The organism is Pseudoalteromonas sp. BSi20311 (assembly GCF_000239875.1).
Taxonomy (GTDB): domain Bacteria; phylum Pseudomonadota; class Gammaproteobacteria; order Enterobacterales; family Alteromonadaceae; genus Pseudoalteromonas.
On the sequence record NZ_BADU01000023.1, the window covers coordinates 1 to 18,236 of the forward strand.

18 protein-coding genes and 2 pseudogenes are annotated in these 18,236 nt (G+C 40.6%); 2 read left to right on the forward strand and 18 right to left on the reverse strand.

The window, feature by feature from the left end; genetic code table 11:
* From adk to P20311_RS02575, 11 genes and pseudogenes are all read right to left on the reverse strand, one after another.
* A partial coding sequence (gene adk, locus P20311_RS02530) for an adenylate kinase (protein ID WP_008468042.1) occupies window positions 1-641 on the reverse strand: 641 nt, incomplete at its 3' end.
* A 153-nt stretch (window positions 642-794) separates the two neighbouring features.
* On the reverse strand, window positions 795-2,708 hold the full coding sequence (gene htpG / locus P20311_RS02535) for a molecular chaperone HtpG (protein ID WP_008109307.1): 1,914 nt from the start codon (window positions 2,706-2,708) through the stop codon (window positions 795-797).
* A 119-nt stretch (window positions 2,709-2,827) separates the two neighbouring features.
* Complete coding sequence (locus P20311_RS02540; protein WP_008109309.1) at window positions 2,828-3,541, reverse strand: RluA family pseudouridine synthase; 714 nt, start codon at window positions 3,539-3,541, stop codon at window positions 2,828-2,830.
* A gap of 104 nt (window positions 3,542-3,645) precedes the next feature.
* Window positions 3,646-4,254 (reverse strand): recombination mediator RecR, encoded by a 609-nt coding sequence (recR, locus tag P20311_RS02545; protein WP_008109310.1) that lies wholly within the window; start codon window positions 4,252-4,254, stop codon window positions 3,646-3,648.
* 6 nt (window positions 4,255-4,260) lie between these two features.
* Window positions 4,261-4,587: a YbaB/EbfC family nucleoid-associated protein gene (locus P20311_RS02550; protein WP_008109313.1), complete on the reverse strand. Its 327-nt coding sequence runs from the start codon at window positions 4,585-4,587 to the stop codon at window positions 4,261-4,263.
* Window positions 4,588-4,647: 60 nt separating this feature from the next.
* Complete coding sequence (gene dnaX, locus P20311_RS02555) at window positions 4,648-6,984, reverse strand: DNA polymerase III subunit gamma/tau (RefSeq protein WP_008109315.1); 2,337 nt, start codon at window positions 6,982-6,984, stop codon at window positions 4,648-4,650.
* Between the two features lie 3 nt (window positions 6,985-6,987).
* Window positions 6,988-7,533 carry an adenine phosphoribosyltransferase gene (apt, locus tag P20311_RS02560; protein WP_008109316.1) on the reverse strand — a complete coding sequence of 182 codons (546 nt, stop codon included), beginning with the start codon at window positions 7,531-7,533 and terminating at the stop codon, window positions 6,988-6,990.
* 155 nt (window positions 7,534-7,688) lie between these two features.
* Window positions 7,689-7,811, reverse strand: coding sequence for a hypothetical protein (locus P20311_RS19430; protein WP_008109320.1), 123 nt, complete (start codon window positions 7,809-7,811; stop codon window positions 7,689-7,691).
* A 72-nt stretch (window positions 7,812-7,883) separates the two neighbouring features.
* A complete protein-coding gene (locus P20311_RS02565; protein WP_008109321.1) occupies window positions 7,884-8,636 on the reverse strand; it encodes a DUF2063 domain-containing protein in 753 nt (250 codons plus the stop codon).
* A 54-nt stretch (window positions 8,637-8,690) separates the two neighbouring features.
* A complete protein-coding gene (locus tag P20311_RS02570) occupies window positions 8,691-9,548 on the reverse strand; it encodes a DUF692 domain-containing protein (protein WP_008109323.1) in 858 nt (285 codons plus the stop codon).
* Between the two features lie 66 nt (window positions 9,549-9,614).
* A pseudogene (locus P20311_RS02575) lies at window positions 9,615-10,147 on the reverse strand (hypothetical protein).
* Between the two features lie 188 nt (window positions 10,148-10,335).
* On the opposite strand from P20311_RS02575, the pseudogene P20311_RS02580 reads away from it, so the two are divergent.
* Window positions 10,336-11,317 (forward strand): annotated as a pseudogene (locus tag P20311_RS02580) (tRNA-dihydrouridine synthase).
* A gap of 59 nt (window positions 11,318-11,376) precedes the next feature.
* The gene (locus P20311_RS02585) at window positions 11,377-11,703 is read left to right on the forward strand and encodes a TraR/DksA C4-type zinc finger protein (protein ID WP_008109332.1); all 327 of its coding nucleotides are present in this window, start codon (window positions 11,377-11,379) and stop codon (window positions 11,701-11,703) included.
* A gap of 14 nt (window positions 11,704-11,717) precedes the next feature.
* On the opposite strand, the gene P20311_RS02590 is transcribed toward P20311_RS02585, so the two are convergent.
* The 7 genes from P20311_RS02590 to P20311_RS02620 form a co-directional block, all read right to left on the reverse strand.
* Complete coding sequence (locus P20311_RS02590) at window positions 11,718-12,761, reverse strand: hypothetical protein (protein ID WP_008109334.1); 1,044 nt, start codon at window positions 12,759-12,761, stop codon at window positions 11,718-11,720.
* A 61-nt stretch (window positions 12,762-12,822) separates the two neighbouring features.
* Window positions 12,823-14,082, reverse strand: a complete 1,260-nt coding sequence (locus tag P20311_RS02595; RefSeq protein WP_008109336.1) for a tetratricopeptide repeat protein — start codon at window positions 14,080-14,082, stop codon at window positions 12,823-12,825.
* A gap of 11 nt (window positions 14,083-14,093) precedes the next feature.
* Window positions 14,094-14,711: an energy transducer TonB gene (locus P20311_RS02600; protein WP_008109338.1), complete on the reverse strand. Its 618-nt coding sequence runs from the start codon at window positions 14,709-14,711 to the stop codon at window positions 14,094-14,096.
* Window positions 14,711-15,115, reverse strand: a complete 405-nt coding sequence (locus tag P20311_RS02605; RefSeq protein ID WP_006792384.1) for a biopolymer transporter ExbD — start codon at window positions 15,113-15,115, stop codon at window positions 14,711-14,713. The genes P20311_RS02600 and P20311_RS02605 overlap by 1 nt, the downstream gene beginning before the upstream one ends.
* Before the next feature lie 14 nt (window positions 15,116-15,129).
* Window positions 15,130-15,654 (reverse strand): MotA/TolQ/ExbB proton channel family protein, encoded by a 525-nt coding sequence (locus P20311_RS02610; RefSeq protein ID WP_008109346.1) that lies wholly within the window; start codon window positions 15,652-15,654, stop codon window positions 15,130-15,132.
* Window positions 15,654-17,018 carry a MotA/TolQ/ExbB proton channel family protein gene (locus P20311_RS02615; RefSeq protein ID WP_008109347.1) on the reverse strand — a complete coding sequence of 455 codons (1,365 nt, stop codon included), beginning with the start codon at window positions 17,016-17,018 and terminating at the stop codon, window positions 15,654-15,656. The genes P20311_RS02610 and P20311_RS02615 overlap by 1 nt, the downstream gene beginning before the upstream one ends.
* Before the next feature lie 6 nt (window positions 17,019-17,024).
* Complete coding sequence (locus P20311_RS02620) at window positions 17,025-17,795, reverse strand: DUF3450 domain-containing protein (RefSeq protein ID WP_010388561.1); 771 nt, start codon at window positions 17,793-17,795, stop codon at window positions 17,025-17,027.
* Between the last annotated feature and the right edge of the window lie 441 nt (window positions 17,796-18,236).

Consider the following 18,236-nt stretch of genomic DNA (forward strand, 5'->3'; position numbering starts at 1 on the left):
CCTAAAAGCTCAGCTAGTTGCTTGCTTACTGCTTCAACCGCTTGTGTACCGTCTAGTTTATGGTACTGCGTGTTACCCGCTTTCGCTTCTGCTTGGTAGTAGTCAACCAATGGCATTGTTTGCTCATGGTAAATACCTAAGCGTTTACGAACTGTCTCTTCGGTATCATCTGCACGAATAATAAGTTCTTCACCTGTTTCGTTGTCTTTACCTTCCTCTTTTGGTGGATTGTAAACAACATGATAAACACGACCAGAACCTGGATGAACACGACGTCCGCCCATACGCTCAACAATAACTTCATCAGCAACATCAAATTCAATAACGTGATCAACCACTACGCCATTTTCTTTCATAGCATCAGCTTGTGGAATTGTACGTGGGAAACCATCTAGTAAGAAGCCTTTCTCACAATCTGGTTTTGCAATACGCTCTTTAACAAGGCCAATAATAATATCGTCAGAAATAAGCTGACCTGCGTCCATTACTTTTTTTGCTTCTAGGCCAAGTGGTGTGCCTTCTTTAATTGCAGCTCGTAGCATATCACCGGTAGAAATTTGTGGAATACCGTATCTATCCATTAAAAACTGAGCTTGAGTACCTTTACCTGCACCCGGCGCGCCCAAAAGAATAATGCGCATATCATTGTCCCCTAATATGAGAGTTTATTTTAAAGTCTGAATTCTTCCATAAGCGCTGCAGATACTCAAGTAACTTATACTAATTGTCTATACAACAGCGCATAAAAAAGGGAACAGACGTTCCCTTTTTACTCAATCATTGATTTTTAATACTTATTTGCTTAAATCAAGCATAAGTTTATTTAAGCGAGTTACAAATCCAGTTGGATCTTTAAGCGTACCGCGCTCTGCAAGCAAGGCTTGGTCTAGTAGTACATGTGACCACTGTGCAAACTTATCTTCGTCTTGCTCATCATTTAAGTGCTTAACCAGTTGGTGATCTGGGTTTAATTCAAACACAGGCTTAGCCTCTGGAACAGCTTGACCTACTGACTCCATTAGCTTTTGCATTTGCGAGCTCATGTCGTTGTCATCGCTCACTACACACGCTGGTGAGTCAGTTAAGCGGTGAGTAAAGCGTACATCTTTAACATCATCACCTAACGCAGTTTTGATGCGCTCAACTAAGCCTGCAACTTCTTTTTCAGACTCTTCTTGTGCTTTTTTAGTTTCTTCGTCATCTAGCTTACCTAAGTCTAAATCACCACGGGTAATTGACTGAAATTGCTTTTCGCCAAATTCCGTTAAATGGCTCATCATCCACTCATCTACACGATCGCTTAGCAACAATACTTCAATGCCTTTTTTACGGAAGATTTCTAAGTGTGGTGAATTTTTAGCAGCAATAAATGAGTCAGCAACCACATAGTAAATTTTATCTTGGCTGTCTTTCATGCGCTCAATGTATTGCTCAAGTGAAACATCTTGAGTTTCTGAGTCGGTGTGCGTTGATGAAAAGCGCAGTAATTTAGCAATGCTTTCTTTGTTGGCCGCATCTTCAGCTGGGCCTTCTTTCATTACCTGACCAAATTCATTCCAAAATGTTTGGTAATCATCAGCTTTGTTTTTAGCCATACGCTCAAGCATTTTAATAATACGCGACGTACACCCCTTACGAATAGCTTGGGTTACTTTGTTGTCTTGTAAAATTTCACGCGATACGTTTAGCGGTAAATCGTTTGAGTCTAATAAGCCTTTAACAAAACGTAAGTAGCTTGGCATAAACTGTTCAGCGTCATCCATAATAAACACGCGTTGCACATAAAGTTTTAAACCACTTTGGCGCTCACGGTTCCATAAATCAAAGGGTGCTTTTTTAGGAATGTATAACAAACTGGTGTATTCAGTTTTACCTTCAACTTTGTTATGTCCCCAGCTAAGCGGATCTTCCCAGTCGTGGCTTACATGCTTATAAAACTCTTTGTATTCGTCCTCAGAAATTTCTGATTTGTCACGTGTCCACAATGCAGTTGCACGGTTAATGCTTTCCCACTCACCTGGAACAGCTGGGATTTTTTCACCATCTTCACCTTCAGACTCAGGTACTTCTGCCTTGTACATTTGTACTGGTGTAGAAATATGATCAGAGTATTTAGTGACGATACTGCGAAGACGCCACTCATCTGCATATTCATTTTCTTCTTCACGAAGATGTAAAATAATGTCTGTACCACGGCCTTCTTTTTCGATTTCTTGTAGCGTGTACTCGCCTTCACCTTTTGACTGCCATTCAACCGCTGTAGTCTCTCCTGCTTTACGAGTACGAACAGTCACTTCATCAGCAACAATAAATGCTGAGTAAAAACCAACACCAAACTGGCCAATAAGCTGTGAATCTTTACTTTGATCGCCTGTTAAGTTTTTGAAAAATTCAGCCGTACCCGACTTAGCAATGGTGCCTAATGAGCTGATCACTTCATCACGCGTCATACCAATACCATTATCAGAAATGGTTACTGTGTTAGCGTCTTTATCGGCGCTTATACGTACGCGTAAATCCGCATCACCTTGATAAAGGTCACCGTTTGAAAGGGCTAAAAAGCGCAGTTTATCGGCTGCGTCAGATGCATTTGATACAAGCTCGCGTAAAAAGATTTCTTTATTTGAATAAAGCGAGTGAATCATTAAGTTTAATAGTTGTTTTACTTCTGTTTGAAAGCCTAATGTTTCTTTTTGTGCTGCAGTCATTTATGTATCTCCAATTTGCAAAGTGTCTGCGTTATGCACTTAATATGGGGTGAGCCGTGAGAAGTTCAAGTAAAAAAATAAAAAAACCCATTCAAAGACACTTTAAAGGGCTTAATCAACTAAAAAGGCGTTGCGGCATGCCCGTGCATTGGCTTATCAGTGCGTGGATGAACAAAAAATAAGTCGCTGGCATGTAATAATAACCGTTGAGCTCTCTGCTCACTGCAATCATTTTTATATAAATCACAGCCGAGTATGGGGTGGCCAAACGTTAGGCTATGTATCCTAAGTTGATGAGTGCGTCCAGTTATAGGAGTAAAATCGACCAAGGTTTTTTGCTCTTTATTAAAACGTTTAACCACTTTAAATTGAGTCTGCGCGGGTTTGCCGCTCTGGTGGCAAATTTTCACTTTCGGAAATAACATTTTATCTTTTGCTATAGGCGCAGTAATCACTCCCTGAGACTCAGCAACTAGACCCGCGAGCATTGCGCGGTAATATTTTTTAACATTTCTGGATTGAAATTGCTGATTCAGTGCTTTAACTGCTTGCTCGTTAAGTGCCACCACCATTACTCCTGAGGTGCCCAAATCTAAACGGTGAGGTAATATCGCTTTAGGAAACGCTGCGGTAACGCCTTGCTGGCCATTGACAAGCCTATAGTGAACCGAATCCCAGTTAAGAGGGTTTTTACCCGACAAACTTAACAAACCGCTAGGTTTATTGATCAACAAAATATCATCATCTTGATAAATAATTTTTATGTGTTCATGGCAAACAGGTGCGATAAAGTCATCAACAATCACATTAGCACTTTGGGTTATTGCAGCCATACCATCCTTAAGTTTTATTTATATTGCAATCAAAGCCAATAAAAAAGCCTACAACATGTATGTAGGCTTTTAAAGTAAGTTCAAATAGTTAAGCTTAAAATAAACTATTCATGGCTGACTAAGCGCCGGCCACTAAATGCATGCATTAAGGTTGTGCCATCGACTAAATCAAGCTCGCCACCCACAGGAATGCCGTGAGCTATTCGCGATGCACCCACTTTATACTTATGACAAAGCTGGGCAATATAATGAGCCGTTGTTTCACCTTCAACCGTTGGGTTAGTGGCTAATATAACTTCATTAATACCGCCGTGCGCAAGTTTTTGTTCAAGCAGGTCCAGGCCAATTTCTTTAGGGCCTATACCATCAATCGGTGACAAATGCCCCATTAATACAAAGTAGAGTCCTTTGTATTGGCCTGTTTGTTCAATCGCTAACACATCTGTAGGCGACTCAACCACACATAAAATGCCACTGTCTTGGCGCTTAGTGCTTAAGCAAATATCACATTGCGCTTGCTCGGTAAACGTACGGCACGACTGACAATGCCCTACAGCCGTCATCGCTTTTGTTAGCGCATTACCAAGCTGAGTGCCGCCTTTACGGTCGCGCTCTAATAAATGAAATGCAATACGCTGAGCAGATTTCGGGCCAATACCTGGCTGACAACGCAGTGCTTCAATAAGCGATGTTAAACTATCTGAAAGTTGCATAGTTGCTTAGAACGGCATTTTCATACCAGGTGGTAATTGCATACCGCCTGTTACTTTGCCCATGCGCTCTTGAGTTTCTTCAGCAACACGGCGAACAGCATCATTACACGCTGCTGCTAGTAAATCTTCAATCATGTCTTTGTCGTCTTCCATTAAGCTTTCATCAAGCTCAACACGACGAACATTGTGGTTACCAAGCATGGTTACTTTTACTAAACCAGCACCGGCTTCACCAACCACTTCCATCGCTGCGATTTCTTCTTGGGCTTTTTGCATGCGCTCTTGCATTTGCTGCGCTTGCTTCATCATGTTACCCATTCCACCTTTAAACATAATCGTCTCTCTTTCTTTTAATACATTAACTGGAGTATAAATAAGGGCACTGGTCGTTAATTACAATGCCTGAATACTGTTTTCGTCAATTTCAGCGCTAAATAGCTGTTGGAATTGTACTATATTTTCATCGCTGGTGATCACATCAATCGCTTGCTGGTGACGACCGGCATCAATTTTTTGTTGAATCAAATAAGGTGAGTCAATCACCCCGCTAGCAAAATCAATATTAAGCTCAACGTTGTGTCCATAAATAGTAGATAACGCCACATTTAACTTTTGACGTAACATTGGCGTATCTAAATGCTTTTGCGATTCATCGACCTCAATATGAAAATGATTGTCTTGTTTGGTAAAAATTGAATGCAATGCAAACTGGCGCATGCGTCCGCCAAGTCCCATACGCTTTATTAAATAGGCCCATTCGTCTTGTTGATGGGCAAACCTAATTTCACTAATTGGGCTTTGAAAATCATCAGGTACCGGAATACTAGGCTCTTGTTCAACAACAGGTGCTGGTTTTTGCGGGTTAATTTGCTCTAATAGCTCGGGTGCTAAATTTTCAGTAATCGTTTGATGCTTGGCTTTAAAGTCAACTTTGCTCGCTGGTTTGTTTACTACCTGAGCTTGGCTCCCCTGTGCTGGGAGCTGAGGCTTTTTTTGTAGGTCATCGCTCACCTCACTATCCCATGGGGGTGGCTGCTGCGATACAGTTTGTGCTTCATTTCTGGCAGGTCGGCTAAATTCAGGTTTTATCGGTGCTGGTTTTTCTTCAGTTGGCTTATCAATAGCGGCACTTGAAAGCTTACCGGCACCCGAAATGTTTCTATCGCGTAAAATACGCGCTATTGCTGACTGTGCTCGCGCTTCTTGCTCACCCATTGATGACGCAGAGTGATCTGCGTTACTAGCGACATTTGCTAACTCAGGGTTAAACCCTTGATCAACCGCGCTACTCATTACATCATCGTATTGTGCGGCAATAGTTTGTTCTACATCACTGTGCTGCATATAGGCATCATCTTCACTTTGACGCTGCGCTTGTTCATCACTTATTACAGGGGTATCGACAATTTGAGGCTGACTTTGTACCGAACTTTGCTCATTCTGTGTTTGGCTATTATCAGGCTGTAAAACCTCAGGCTCAGCGGCTTTTTTTGGCTGCGTATTAGTTGCTAATGGCTGAGTTTGAGGTGTATTACTCTGCGCTGGCTTATTTTTATTTAAAATATCACGCAGTGCATTAGCACGCCCTGCGCTATTTTGCTCTGGCGCAGCTTGTGAGCTAGGTTCAGGTTGAATGGTTTGGAGCTGCGCAGGTTCAAATGCTAGCAATCTGAGCATAATCATTTCGAAACCTAAACGAGGCTCAGGTGCCCATTGTAAATCTTTTTTGCCGTTAAGTAATAGCTGGTAATACACTTGAATTTGTTGAGCATGGGTATGCGCTGCAACATGCTCAATGTAATCAGCGTTATTGCTATCAAGCGCCGCCGCTTCAGGGACTAATTGACTCAATTGAATCACATGCGTTAGCGCAATTAAGTCGTCAAGCAGCGCAATATAATTTGGATTTCGGCTAGCGACTTGAGCCACTTCATTCATCAGGGCTGTGCCATCTTGCGCTAATAGTGCCGCAAGTAAGCTCTGACTGTAATGCGTGTCCATTAAACCAAGCATGTCTTGTACAGCTTGATTTTTAATATCACCATTTGTTTGAGCAATCGCCTGATCGGTCAGACTTAATGCATCTCGCATACTACCATCGGCCGCTTTGGCAATAATACTTAGCGCATCATTATCGAAGTTAAGCTGCTCATGGGTAAGCACATGCTCAAGCTGTTGCTTAATCTCAGCTTGCGACAATGCATTCAGATTAAACTGTAAACAGCGAGATAAAATAGTCACTGGTAATTTTTGAGGATCAGTGGTTGCGAGCAAAAATTTCACATGCTCAGGCGGCTCTTCAAGCGTTTTTAATAACGCATTAAAGCTGTGCTTTGACAACATGTGTACTTCATCGATTAGATATACTTTGTAACGTCCGCGCGTTGGCGCATATTGAACGTTATCAAGTATCTCACGCGTATCCTCAACCTTAGTGCGTGAGGCCGCATCTATTTCGAGTAAATCAATGTAGCGCCCTGCCTCTATATCAACACAGCTACTACATTGACCACATGGTGTGGCAGATATACCTTCATCACAATTTAAGCTTTTAGCAAAAATACGGGCAATGGTGGTTTTACCAACACCACGGGTTCCAGTGAATAAATAAGCGTGATGCAGTCTATTTTGAGTCAGCGCGTTTACCAACGCCTGTTTTACATGAGACTGCCCAACCAATTCATGAAAGGTTTGAGGACGCCATTTTCTCGCTAGAACCTGATAACTCATCGATTATTCGCCTTCGAATTCAACCAATTTTAAAATATTGATGCCCATTTTTTCAATACGTTGCTCACCACCAAGCTCTGGAAGTGATACAACAAAGGCAGCATCTGTGGCGTTACCGCCTAATTTTGCAACCAACTTGGCTGTTGCTTCAATTGTACCACCGGTCGCCAACAAGTCGTCAACTAACAAGACTTTATCACCGGCTACAATCGCATCAGTATGAAGCTCTAGTGTATCTTCGCCATATTCGAGTTGGTAATCTTGGCGAATAACTTCGCGCGGTAATTTACCTGGTTTACGAACAGGGATAAAAGGAATTCCCAAAGCATAAGATAGCGGAGCACCAAAAATAAAGCCACGTGATTCAGTGCCGATAATTTTAGTAAAACCTTGGTCTTTATAAGCGTCAATAAATGCATCTATGGTTGCTTTAAACGCTTCAGGGTTTGCCATTAGGGTTGTTACATCGCGAAACATAATGCCCGCTTTAGGATAATCAGCAATTGTAGTAATGCTGTTTTTGATAATTGCTGGTGTTACTTGAGTCATAATTTTAACTGCTCAATGATTAATATTACAAAGCAGGTGATTATAACCTTAAGTGGTCGTAAATTGCGAGTTTGCGATAATTATAAAGTGTCGGGAGAGGGAAGTGATAAAAATGTAAGGCTGATGAAAAACAACAGCCTTAAAATAAAACCTGATTAAGTTAAGCTGGTGATCCAACCTAAAATGGCATTTAAACACCCTATTCCAGCAAATACGGCTAAGAATGCAAAAAAGTAAGCCGCATTGAACGGGTCTTTAAAGTCTTTATCATCTGACATGGGTACAACCTTTTATTAAGCACAACAAATAAAGGCGCTATAATAGACGATGTGAAATAATCAATAAAGAGCTTAGTCTTGATTTTTTGTCACTATAATTTGCCGCTGTGCCATAGCTGTTAAGGTACTGAGTGCCCCTTGTGTTATTTGCTCAAGATTAAATTGTGGTGCATTTTCACTAACCTGTTGGCAAACCTGCTCAAACGTACTCCCCGCTTCATTTTCAATAATAGACAGTAGCATGGCGGTCATGGCATTGGTGGCCAAAAATTGCACCTCATCACTCTCATCGCGGTAAACAACAAAGAAATACGGCTGCTCTGAAGGCTGTTGAGGTTGAAATTCTTCACTTATATGTTGCACTGGATAGTCGTAGCTTAAGTTACGCGCTGTTTTAGATAAATACAAAGGAGAATGAGTAAGCTTATTAGTGCTTAGAGGGAGCTCACGGGGGTCAGCCTTCATTACAGACACGTCAAGCTCAATCCATTCATAATGAGCTAGCGCCAGCATAAATACCGGATCAGACTCTTTAGGTACATAGCTTGTCATTAAATAGGTAATAAATTCTTCAGCAATATCTAAAAAGTAAGGAGACTGGCAATCATGTTCACTAAAAAATTGACGAACCAGCAATAGCCACTGTTGCTCACTATAGAGTGTTTTTAAAACTGGAAATGCCGATGAAACAAAGCCATTAATATTATTAAAAAACAGATCCCGATAAATGGCCATTCGCCTGTCTTCAATATCGGTTGGACACGGCTGCATATTAGGCTCTCGAATATGGGCCATAAATTCATTTTGTACATCAATAAAACTCATGATAACGACTCTTTTGAAACCCTGAAATAGCAAGTATTTGTTAAATACTAACGGCTAAGCGCTTTGTGCTGTTGATAACAACTTAAGGTGCTTTGCTTGTAATTGATGGATTATATCCAGCTCTTTAATTAACACGTTAATAGGTGGAATATTAAAATCTCGCTCTAGCAGTGTGGGAAAAACACCATGTGCTTGATATGCGCTATCGAGCAATTGCCAGACAGGGTCAATAACATCTGCGCCATGAGTATCTATAATAAGGTCATCAGCTTCATTGTAGTGACCTGCAACATGGCAATAGGCAATTTTATTGGTTGGTAGCCCACTTAAAAACGCTTGTGCATCATAGCCATGATTAATCGAGTTCACATAAATATTATTAACGTCTAACAACAGCTGGCAATTAGCGTCTTCTAAAATAGCATTGGTAAATTCAAGCTCCGATAGTTGCTGACCAGGGGCACCATAATAAGACACATTTTCGAGCACAAGTGGTCGCTCTAATATATCTTGTACCTGTTTAACCCGAGAAACGACATGTTTAATCGCTTCTTCAGTAAAAGGAATTGGCATTAAGTCATACATATGGCCTTTACCTGAGCAATAGCTCAAGTGTTCGCTATAAACTTTAATATCGTGGTTATCAAAGAAGTTTTTTAACGACTTTATAAATTCAATATCGAGCGGCTCCGGTGAGCCAATAGAAAGTGACAAACCGTGGCAAACAAAGTGATTATTATTAGTTAACTGTTTAAATTGCTTTTCAAAGCGCCCGCCTAGTTTTAACCAGTTCTCTGGAGCTACTTCCATAAACTCAATTTGTTTTGGTATTGCATTTTCAAGCTCATCTAGCATTTCTCTTCGCAAACCTAAACCGACCATGCCAAAGTTAGGTGTTTGAATGTGAGCCATAATAAAACCTCATATTAAATAAAAAGGGCCTAATGGCCCTCTCACTTGTATCAAAAAAAGAAAAATTTAGTGGTTACCACCACATTTACCTTCGCCACACTTACCTTCTTTTTTTGCTTTAGCGTCACCGCCACATTTGCCTTCTTCGGCTTTGCCTACTTTTTTGGCTTTACCTTGTGCGCCGCATTTACCTTCACCGCACTTACCTTCTTTTTGAGCTTTGCCTTGTGCACCGCATTTACCTTCGCCAGCTTTACTTTCTTTCTTAGCTTCGCCGCCACATTTACCTTCGCCGCACTTGCCTTCTTTTTGGCCTTAGCATCACCGCCGCATTTACCTTCGCCGCACTTGCCTTCTTTTTTCGCTTTAGCATCACCGCCGCATTTACCTTCGCCGCACTTGCCTTCTTTTTTCGCTTTAGCGTCGCCGCCACATTTACCTTCGCCGCACTTGCCTTCACCAGCGTCTAATTGATAACCAGCTACCATTTGTTGAAATTCAAATGGGTTGGCTTGTACATCTGCACTGGCCATACTTGCACTGCCAACAACCACTGCGCCGAGTGTTAATGCAATTGAATTTTTCTTTATTGTATTCATTTTTTATTACCTTCTAAACTTGTTGAACATCATTATACAAGTAGACCTGCATAAAACTAAAAACTTTCACATTATCTATTTTTTCAAAAATAACTTAGTAAACTAACTATAAACCCTAATAAGCGTTTTATCAATTTATGATTTACAGGTAAACTGGCGCTCTTTTTCAGTAATAAATTAATCACACTATGAAACTTGTTTTAGCACCGATGGAAGGTGTCGTTGACTTTAAAATGCGCCAACTACTCACCGACATAGGTGGCTTCGATCTTTGTGTGACCGAATTTATCCGTGTTGTAGATACTTGCCTTCCAGATAAAGTATTTCACCGTTATTGCCCTGAACTTAAAAATGCGGGGCTCACTCGTAGTGGTACTCCAGTTCGCATTCAGTTATTAGGCCAAGTAGCCGACGTTTTAGCTGAAAATGCTGTAAAAGCAATTGGCTTAGGCTCTCATGGTGTTGATTTAAACTTTGGTTGCCCAGCAAAAACTGTCAATAAAAGCAAAGGCGGTGCTGTATTACTCAAAGATCCAGATCATATGTACTCGATTATAAAAACGGTAAGGGATGCCGTTGATGATGAGCATGAAGTAAGTGCTAAAATTCGCTTAGGTTTTGATGATGATAGTAACAGCCAAGAAATTGTCGATGCCGTTGTTAGCGCTGGTGCTAACAGCATTGCTATACATGCACGTACTAAACGCGATGGCTACAATCCACCCGCCTATTGGGAAAAAATCCCTCCTTTGGTCAAAGATAAAAAAAATTGCAGTGGTCGCCAATGGGGAGATTTGGCAGGTAGAAGATGCCCTTTTATGCCAAAAGCGCAGCGGTTGCACTGACTTAATGATTGGTCGTGGCGCGCTTTCACATCCTGATCTAGCAAGAAAAATTAAAGCGCAGGTTAATAAAGAAAGCTACAGTGAACTGACATGGGAAAATATTTTACACCATATTATTCATTCATCTATGCACCAAACAGCAAGCAAAGATACTAAATACTTTGCATCTCGAACAAAACAATGGCTTGGTTATTTAAAACGCCAATATCCACAAGCAGGACTATTATTTGATGAAATTCGTCGTTTAAAAGCCAAGGATGAAGTAGCCGAAGTGTTAAAGAAGTATGCGAAAGCGCCACAATTTGATACAAATCATAACATCTAAGATAATCTAACTAGATAATAGCAGTATCACTGAGGACTAATTTAAGGGTTATACTGCTAATGCATCATCAGCAACGACTAAACGATGAAATTGAAAGTGTTAAAGCGACTATATTAGGTTTGTTGTCACAATCAACCCACCCTACACATCAAAATCTGTTCTGCATCCTAACCCATACATCCAATGAAGAGTGGCTCGATTTAGCAGCTCAACAATTAGGTAATGAGTATAATCCGTTAATTGAACGAATGAACAAGCTTGAAGCAGCAATTAGCCAAATGGATATTGGTCAATATGGCTACTGTTGTGACTGTGAGGAAAAAATATCAGCGCAGCGCTTGGAGCAAGACCCTGCAGCGCAGCGATGTGATCAGTGCGCTAGTTAATAGCGCACTAAAGTTTAATTAAGTAGTTGTGGAGCAAAACTAAACGCTTGCCCTGGATAAAAAATAATATCCTCAACTAATATGCTCGCATCTTCTTCACTAATATTTAAACGTTTTAGTAAATTTAAACGCGCTTGCGATAATGTCCACGCATGATAATGCACCCCTAGATCAGTTTCCATCATCGTTAAATAGAGTCGCTTATCCGCAGCCGTTAATTGCTTATTGTTAGCACGTTGAGGTAAAAGCATATAACCCGTTGACCAGTCTAAACCTAATAGTTGCGTCTCTTTTAAAAATGTTTCGCTAAGCTGCGATACATCAGAGATACCCACCGTTATTTGCTCGGTTGAGCTTTGCATTGTTTTAAACTTACTATCTATAAGGCTTAGCCACTCAAGCGGTGAAAGCACATCATTTGCAAAATAATTTAGTTTGCTCTGATACCATTGGCTGCCATTAGCAAGACCAGACAATCCAATACTGCCTCTTGGCTTATACTGCGTTAAGTAATTATTTAATACACTCAGAGACTCATTTAGCTCAATAGGTGTGTTAGTACTATTAATTGCTTGCTGCACATAATATTTTAAATAACTGTGCTCTATTTTATTAAGCTTTAAGTTACTTTGCTCAGCGGCTTTAAGCTGTGTTTGAACAAATATCAGCCAGTAATCAATGCTTTTATACTGAGCATCATTTTTAACTATCGAAAGCATGTTTGATAACACATCAGTGTGTGCAGGCCATGCAAAATAGCGCTCTGGGAATCGCTCAGCAATAACTAAATAATTAACCTGATTGGTTTGCTCTGCTGATAACTGCATTTGCATTAGCTGCTGATAAATAGCGTGGCGACGCTCTAAATAAGCATCTGTAAAAGGGAGCTGCTCATTACTGAGCTGTGTAACCTGTGAATTCGGCTGCGCACTTAAAGCCGTATTAAGTGATATTAACGCGCTTTGCGCTTCTTCATAAGATGAAAATATATCCGTAGGCTTAGAGCAAGACGTTAATAGCAAACAAAATAGCAGTGAAATAATAGGCGTTTTTTTCATGTTAATTCCAATAAAAAAAGCCCCAATGGGGCTTTTTAAAAATACTAGAGTACATTAAATACTAAATTTTAACACCGTTGCGAGCGGCTTTATCTTTAATATATGTAGCCCAACCTTTAGCAAACCTACGTGTGCTTGGGTCGTCCATGGCTTTAGTAATAGCAGCATAAGCTTGCTTATACTTACCTTGGTAGTAAAACGCTTCAGCTAAATCTGAATAAATAGTGCCTTTTTTATCAGAGCCAAGCTCTAATGCTTTGTTCAAACGAACAACAGCAGCACTGAATTTTTCAGATTGTAAAAGTAATGAACCTGCTTTGCGGTAAAGCTCAGCGTCATTATCAAATTTAGCAGCTTCTTCGTAATACTTAGCAGCTTTCTCTATATCTTTCGAACGATGGTAGTTACTAGCAATCGCGCTAATATTTTGCTTAGTGCGTTTTACTTTCTCTTCTTTAACAGCCTTTTCAAGCGTTACTGCTGCTTTGTAAGGAATTTCGTTTAAAGAATAAAAGTTAGCCAGTACTTTGTATTCAACTTCGTTTTCGAAGTAACCATTCTTGTATGCAACTTCCATAGTTGCTAGCCCTTTCTGGTAGTCTTCGGTTTGTAAATAATACTTACCTAAACCTACCCAAGACTTTTTGTCTTCAGGCCATACACGAACAATTTCTTCTGCAACTTTAACCATATCTTGATATTGCTTTTTCTCAAAATAGGCAGCTAATTTAAGTTGATAAGGAGCTTTATTTGGCTCTTCAGATAACTTAATTGCTTTGTTTGCCGGTTCAAGAACCTGATCAAATTGTTTAAGCTCATAGCTTGCTTGCGCAATACGAGTGTAAACTTTCGGGTCCTCTTCACCTGTGAAGTCCATCCAATCAGAATATGCTTGCTTGGCAGCACTGTATTGTTCAGTACCCGCATACATATCGCCCAAGGTTTTTAAACCTTGAGCCTGATCAGCAAAGTTCAATACATCCGGTGCAATCGCTGCTTTCATATACTTAATTGCAACTTTGTATTGCTCTTTTTGAGCGTACATGCTGCCTAAGTAACGATTAACAGTTGCTTTATCAAAGTCATTAGACGGATCTAACTCTTTCAATAACGCTATTGCACCATCAACATCATCTTCGTTATACAAATCAAACGCTTTAATTACTTTTTTACCAGTACGTTCGCCCATGATTTTAGTCTTTGCTTTCTTACGCTCTTCAATCTTTGCGTAATCTGGCGCCGCTAAAACAGGTGCAGTTAATGATGCACCTGACACAGACATAAGAATTGCAAGTGCAGTTACTTTAGAAAAATTTCTCATTACTCGCCTCCTTAGTTGCCTTGGTTAAGTTTAAAGTCTAGTTGAACTTGTAAACCAACTTGCTTTTGTGGTTTCCCGTCAATGATCTTAGGACGGTATTTCCACTTACGCAATGCACGTTTAGCTTCACGGTCAAAGATACGTTTTGGATCTGCGTCGATAACATCAACGTCAATCACGCCACCTAACTCATCAATTGTGAACGAAAGTTGAACCCAACCTTCTTTACCATCACGTGCTGCTTGTGTTGGATATTTTGGTTCAATACGAACGATAGGTGTCGCATCACCATCTCGTCCAAATGCACCTGGACCACTTAGTCCACCGGCCGTGCTTCCCACATCGATACTTGGCATATTAAATGACAAGCCACCAGTATTTGGGTTGCTATTTTCCGGCTGTGGCGGCTGCGGTTTAGGCGGCTGCTTTGGCGGTGGCGGAGGCGGAGGCGGTACACGCTTCCTCTCCTGCACCTTAGATTCAGGCGGATTCGTCATAATTTCGACTATGATCTGCTCTTTTTGTTCCGTATTACGGTCAGCCCCACCAGAGATGAGGTATGCCATGAAGTAGAACAAGCCGAAAGTAACTGCCCCACCTGCAATCAGTGAAAACAGAAAACGAATCATTACTGATCTCCAGCTATTGAAATTCTCAGGTTATCACCCGTCGCTTTAATCTGGTCCATCACTTTAACCACTGTGCCGTGTTTTGCTTCTTTATCAGCTTGCAAAATTACAACATCAGTAGGTTGTTCTGCTAATAAACTTTCGATTTTTGCTGAAACACGTTCAACATCAACTTGCTGTTTATCAATCCAGATTGCACCGTCACTACGAATTGCAATAAAAATGTTAGCATTTTTTTGCTTCGTAGCTTGGGCAGCTTTTGGTTTATTGACCTCGATACCAGCCTCTTTAACGAACGATGTAGTTACGATAAAGAAAATAAGCATGATAAATACGATGTCAAGCATTGGCGTCATATCTACCGCTGCTTCTTCTTCTTCACGAAAACGTTGTTTACGTGCCATATTTAATTCTCTCTCTAGTGATGAGGCATACTATCTACAAGCTTGGCTTTCACCATTCTCGCTCTTGCCTCAAGGCGTGAGCTAAAGAATACCCCAGATAGTGCCGCAACCATTCCAGCCATTGTTGGGATTGTTGCCATTGATATGCCTGATGCCATTAAACGTGCATTACCTGTACCTTGGGTTGCCATGGTTTCAAAAACCGCGATCATACCCGTAACAGTACCAAGTAAGCCTATTAAAGGACATATAGCTACTAATGTTTTAATCAACAACATACGCTGATCTAATTTTTCAGACGCTTCAGAAATCCATGCTTCACGGATTCTGTGTGCGTACCAAGACGTAGTGTCTTGGCGGGCATCCCACTTAGCTACAATTTCCTTCGTTAAACGAGGAAACTCAGCAAGTAAGAACCAATAGCGCTCAATCATTAAAACCCACATAAGAAAGAGTGCTATCGCGACCACGTATAAAACCTGGCCGCCTGTGCCAACAAAATCCCTGATAGATTCCCAGATCTCCATCAGGACTAGCATTAGGCTTTCTCCTTCTCCGCGTGAGTCGCGATGATACCCGCGCTTTGCTCATCAAGGATATGTAGTACCGACTTACTACGACCTGCAACAATTGAATGAAGTAGGATAAGTGGTAGTGCTGCAATTAGACCTAGCGCTGTAGTTACAAGTGCTAGAGAGATGTTACCAGCCATGATCTTCGGATCGCCCGTACCGAACAATGTGATTGTTTGGAACGTTAGGATCATACCGATTACCGTACCTAGTAGACCCAGTAATGGTGCGATAGCAGCAAGGATCTTGATGATGTTAATACCCGCTTCGATGCGTGGCGTTTCACGTAGAATCGCTTCATCAAGTTTAAGCTCAAGGTTTTCAACATCTTGATTTTTGTTGTCAGAGTACACTTTAAGAATACGACCCAATGGGTTGTTTGTATTCGGTGTAGACAAGTTCTTAAGCTGACCTTTGATCTTAGAAGTAGTAAGCGCTAAATCAACGAAACGTACTAAGAAGATTAAAAGACCTACAGCAAGCAATACGGTGATGATGTAACCAACTTCAGCACCTTGCTCGTAGTACTCCATAAGAGACTTTTTCTGCGTGTTGATACGTAAGATTGCACCACGTGTAGGATCCACGTATACGCCAGCGTAGTTATCAGCTGAAGTACCTTCTAGATCAGAAATACCTTTTAAGATATAGCTGTCAGGTTGCTTACCTAGAGGCTGTATAGACTTAGTCTCTGGTGAGTAGATTAAGTAGCCATCGTCTGTAACTAAGTTGAAGTTACCGATACGTGTTACTTTTTTCATTGACGGGTTACCGTCAAGACCTGCAACTTCAGTTTCAAACGTTGAAACTTTAGCTGACTCAGTCATTTCTGTTTGAAGTGAAATCCAAAGTTCTTCTAGTTCACGAACTGTTGGAAGTTCTTTAGCCGCAGCTAATGAACGAAGTACTTCAGCACGACCTGGTTTTTCAGCACTTACTAAAGATGCTTCAATTGAACCAATTGCGTCAGCTGCTGCACGACGAACAACACCAAACATTTCACCTAACGTACCTTGTGCGTTTTGAAGAGCTTGCTCTTTTTCCGCTAAAGTATTTTCGTTTTGTGCATATTCTTTGCTAAGACGATCACCACGTGCTTTTTCAGCAGCTAGTTGGCTTTTCGCTTTGTTAAGTAACGCTTGCTTATCAGCACGATCTGACAAGAACTCTTGTTCACGTTGCTTATTGATTTTTCCTTCAGAAATACGCTCTTGCTTTACTTGCTCAAGAATTTTATCTAAAGCATCAGTATTTGCATGTGCATTAAGCGCGGTACCGGCAGAAACAGACAGTACTGCTGCAACAGCAAAACCTTTAAATAGTTTCTTCATTATTGATTACTCCGCGCCAAAAATTGGTAGTTTAACAAGTTCTAGTGTCGCTTGCTTACGTGCCATACGGATCACTTCTTTAACAGGTTTTAGGTATTCTTCACCTAATTCTTTCCACTGTTTAGTGTTGTTATCCCACACCCAAGCGTGTTTTAGATCGAATGATTGCGCTACGTAAGTAATACGACCTAAACGACCGATATCAACGTTAATGCTACGACCATCAACATCTAAAGTACCTTGAGAAGCAGTTACAGCTGAGCTGTAGGCTGTTTCAACAGTGTACGCTTCAAGAACCTGACGGAACTTCTCAGACGTTGTTACAGATGCAGATGCCATGATCTCACGTAATCTTTCAACACGTCCAAGACGGTTTTCTAGATTAAATGGAACGTCCGCTTTGATGAATTGCTCAAGCGTATCGATCATGCGATACATCAAAGGCACAACGTTTTGTTTAGTGTTGTCGATAGTCGCGATTTGACGATCGAACGATGCGATAGACGCGTTTTGGTCTGCGACCAAACGTGCTACGTGATCGTTGTACACTTTCATAAGTTCAGTCTCATCAACGATGCTACGGTACTCAGCGATTAGCTCCTGAGTTTGACCATATACATTGTCAATTTTAGTTTGAGACTTAACCGCAGCCTTTTGAATTGTTTGACCTGCTTTTTGCACGTCATTCAAAGGATCTGCAATCACATTGCTGCTTGCAAATGCAAAAGCGCCAACCAACGCAGTTGCTACAAGACTCTTTCTGATTTTAACAGACATAGTTCCCAACCAATTAAGTAATGTTACTTTTATAATTTAATTATCAACCCGCTAAGGGGAAGACAACCCTGATATCTTTTAATAGATATCAACTTACCAATAATGCTAAATGCATTAAGTCATGTCAACTTCATGTTTAGCATAACCTATAAATAAATCAGCTTGTTTGTAAGATATTTACTGGGCTCGACCAAAAAAATTAACATTATTATAACTAACGTGATAATCATAATTTCTGCAAACCCTGATATAGTAAGAATAACGATAACCCCTCCTGTTAAAGTAAACAAAAATATAACATTTAAAATTAACTTAATCGTGGCTGAAAAAAAATTAAAAATAAGCTTATTTTCTGTCCCGAATATTCTTTTTTAGTGGTTTTTGAGACTTTTTAAGCTAAAAATACAGCTAATCGTTATTATTCGCGCATTCGTCGCATAG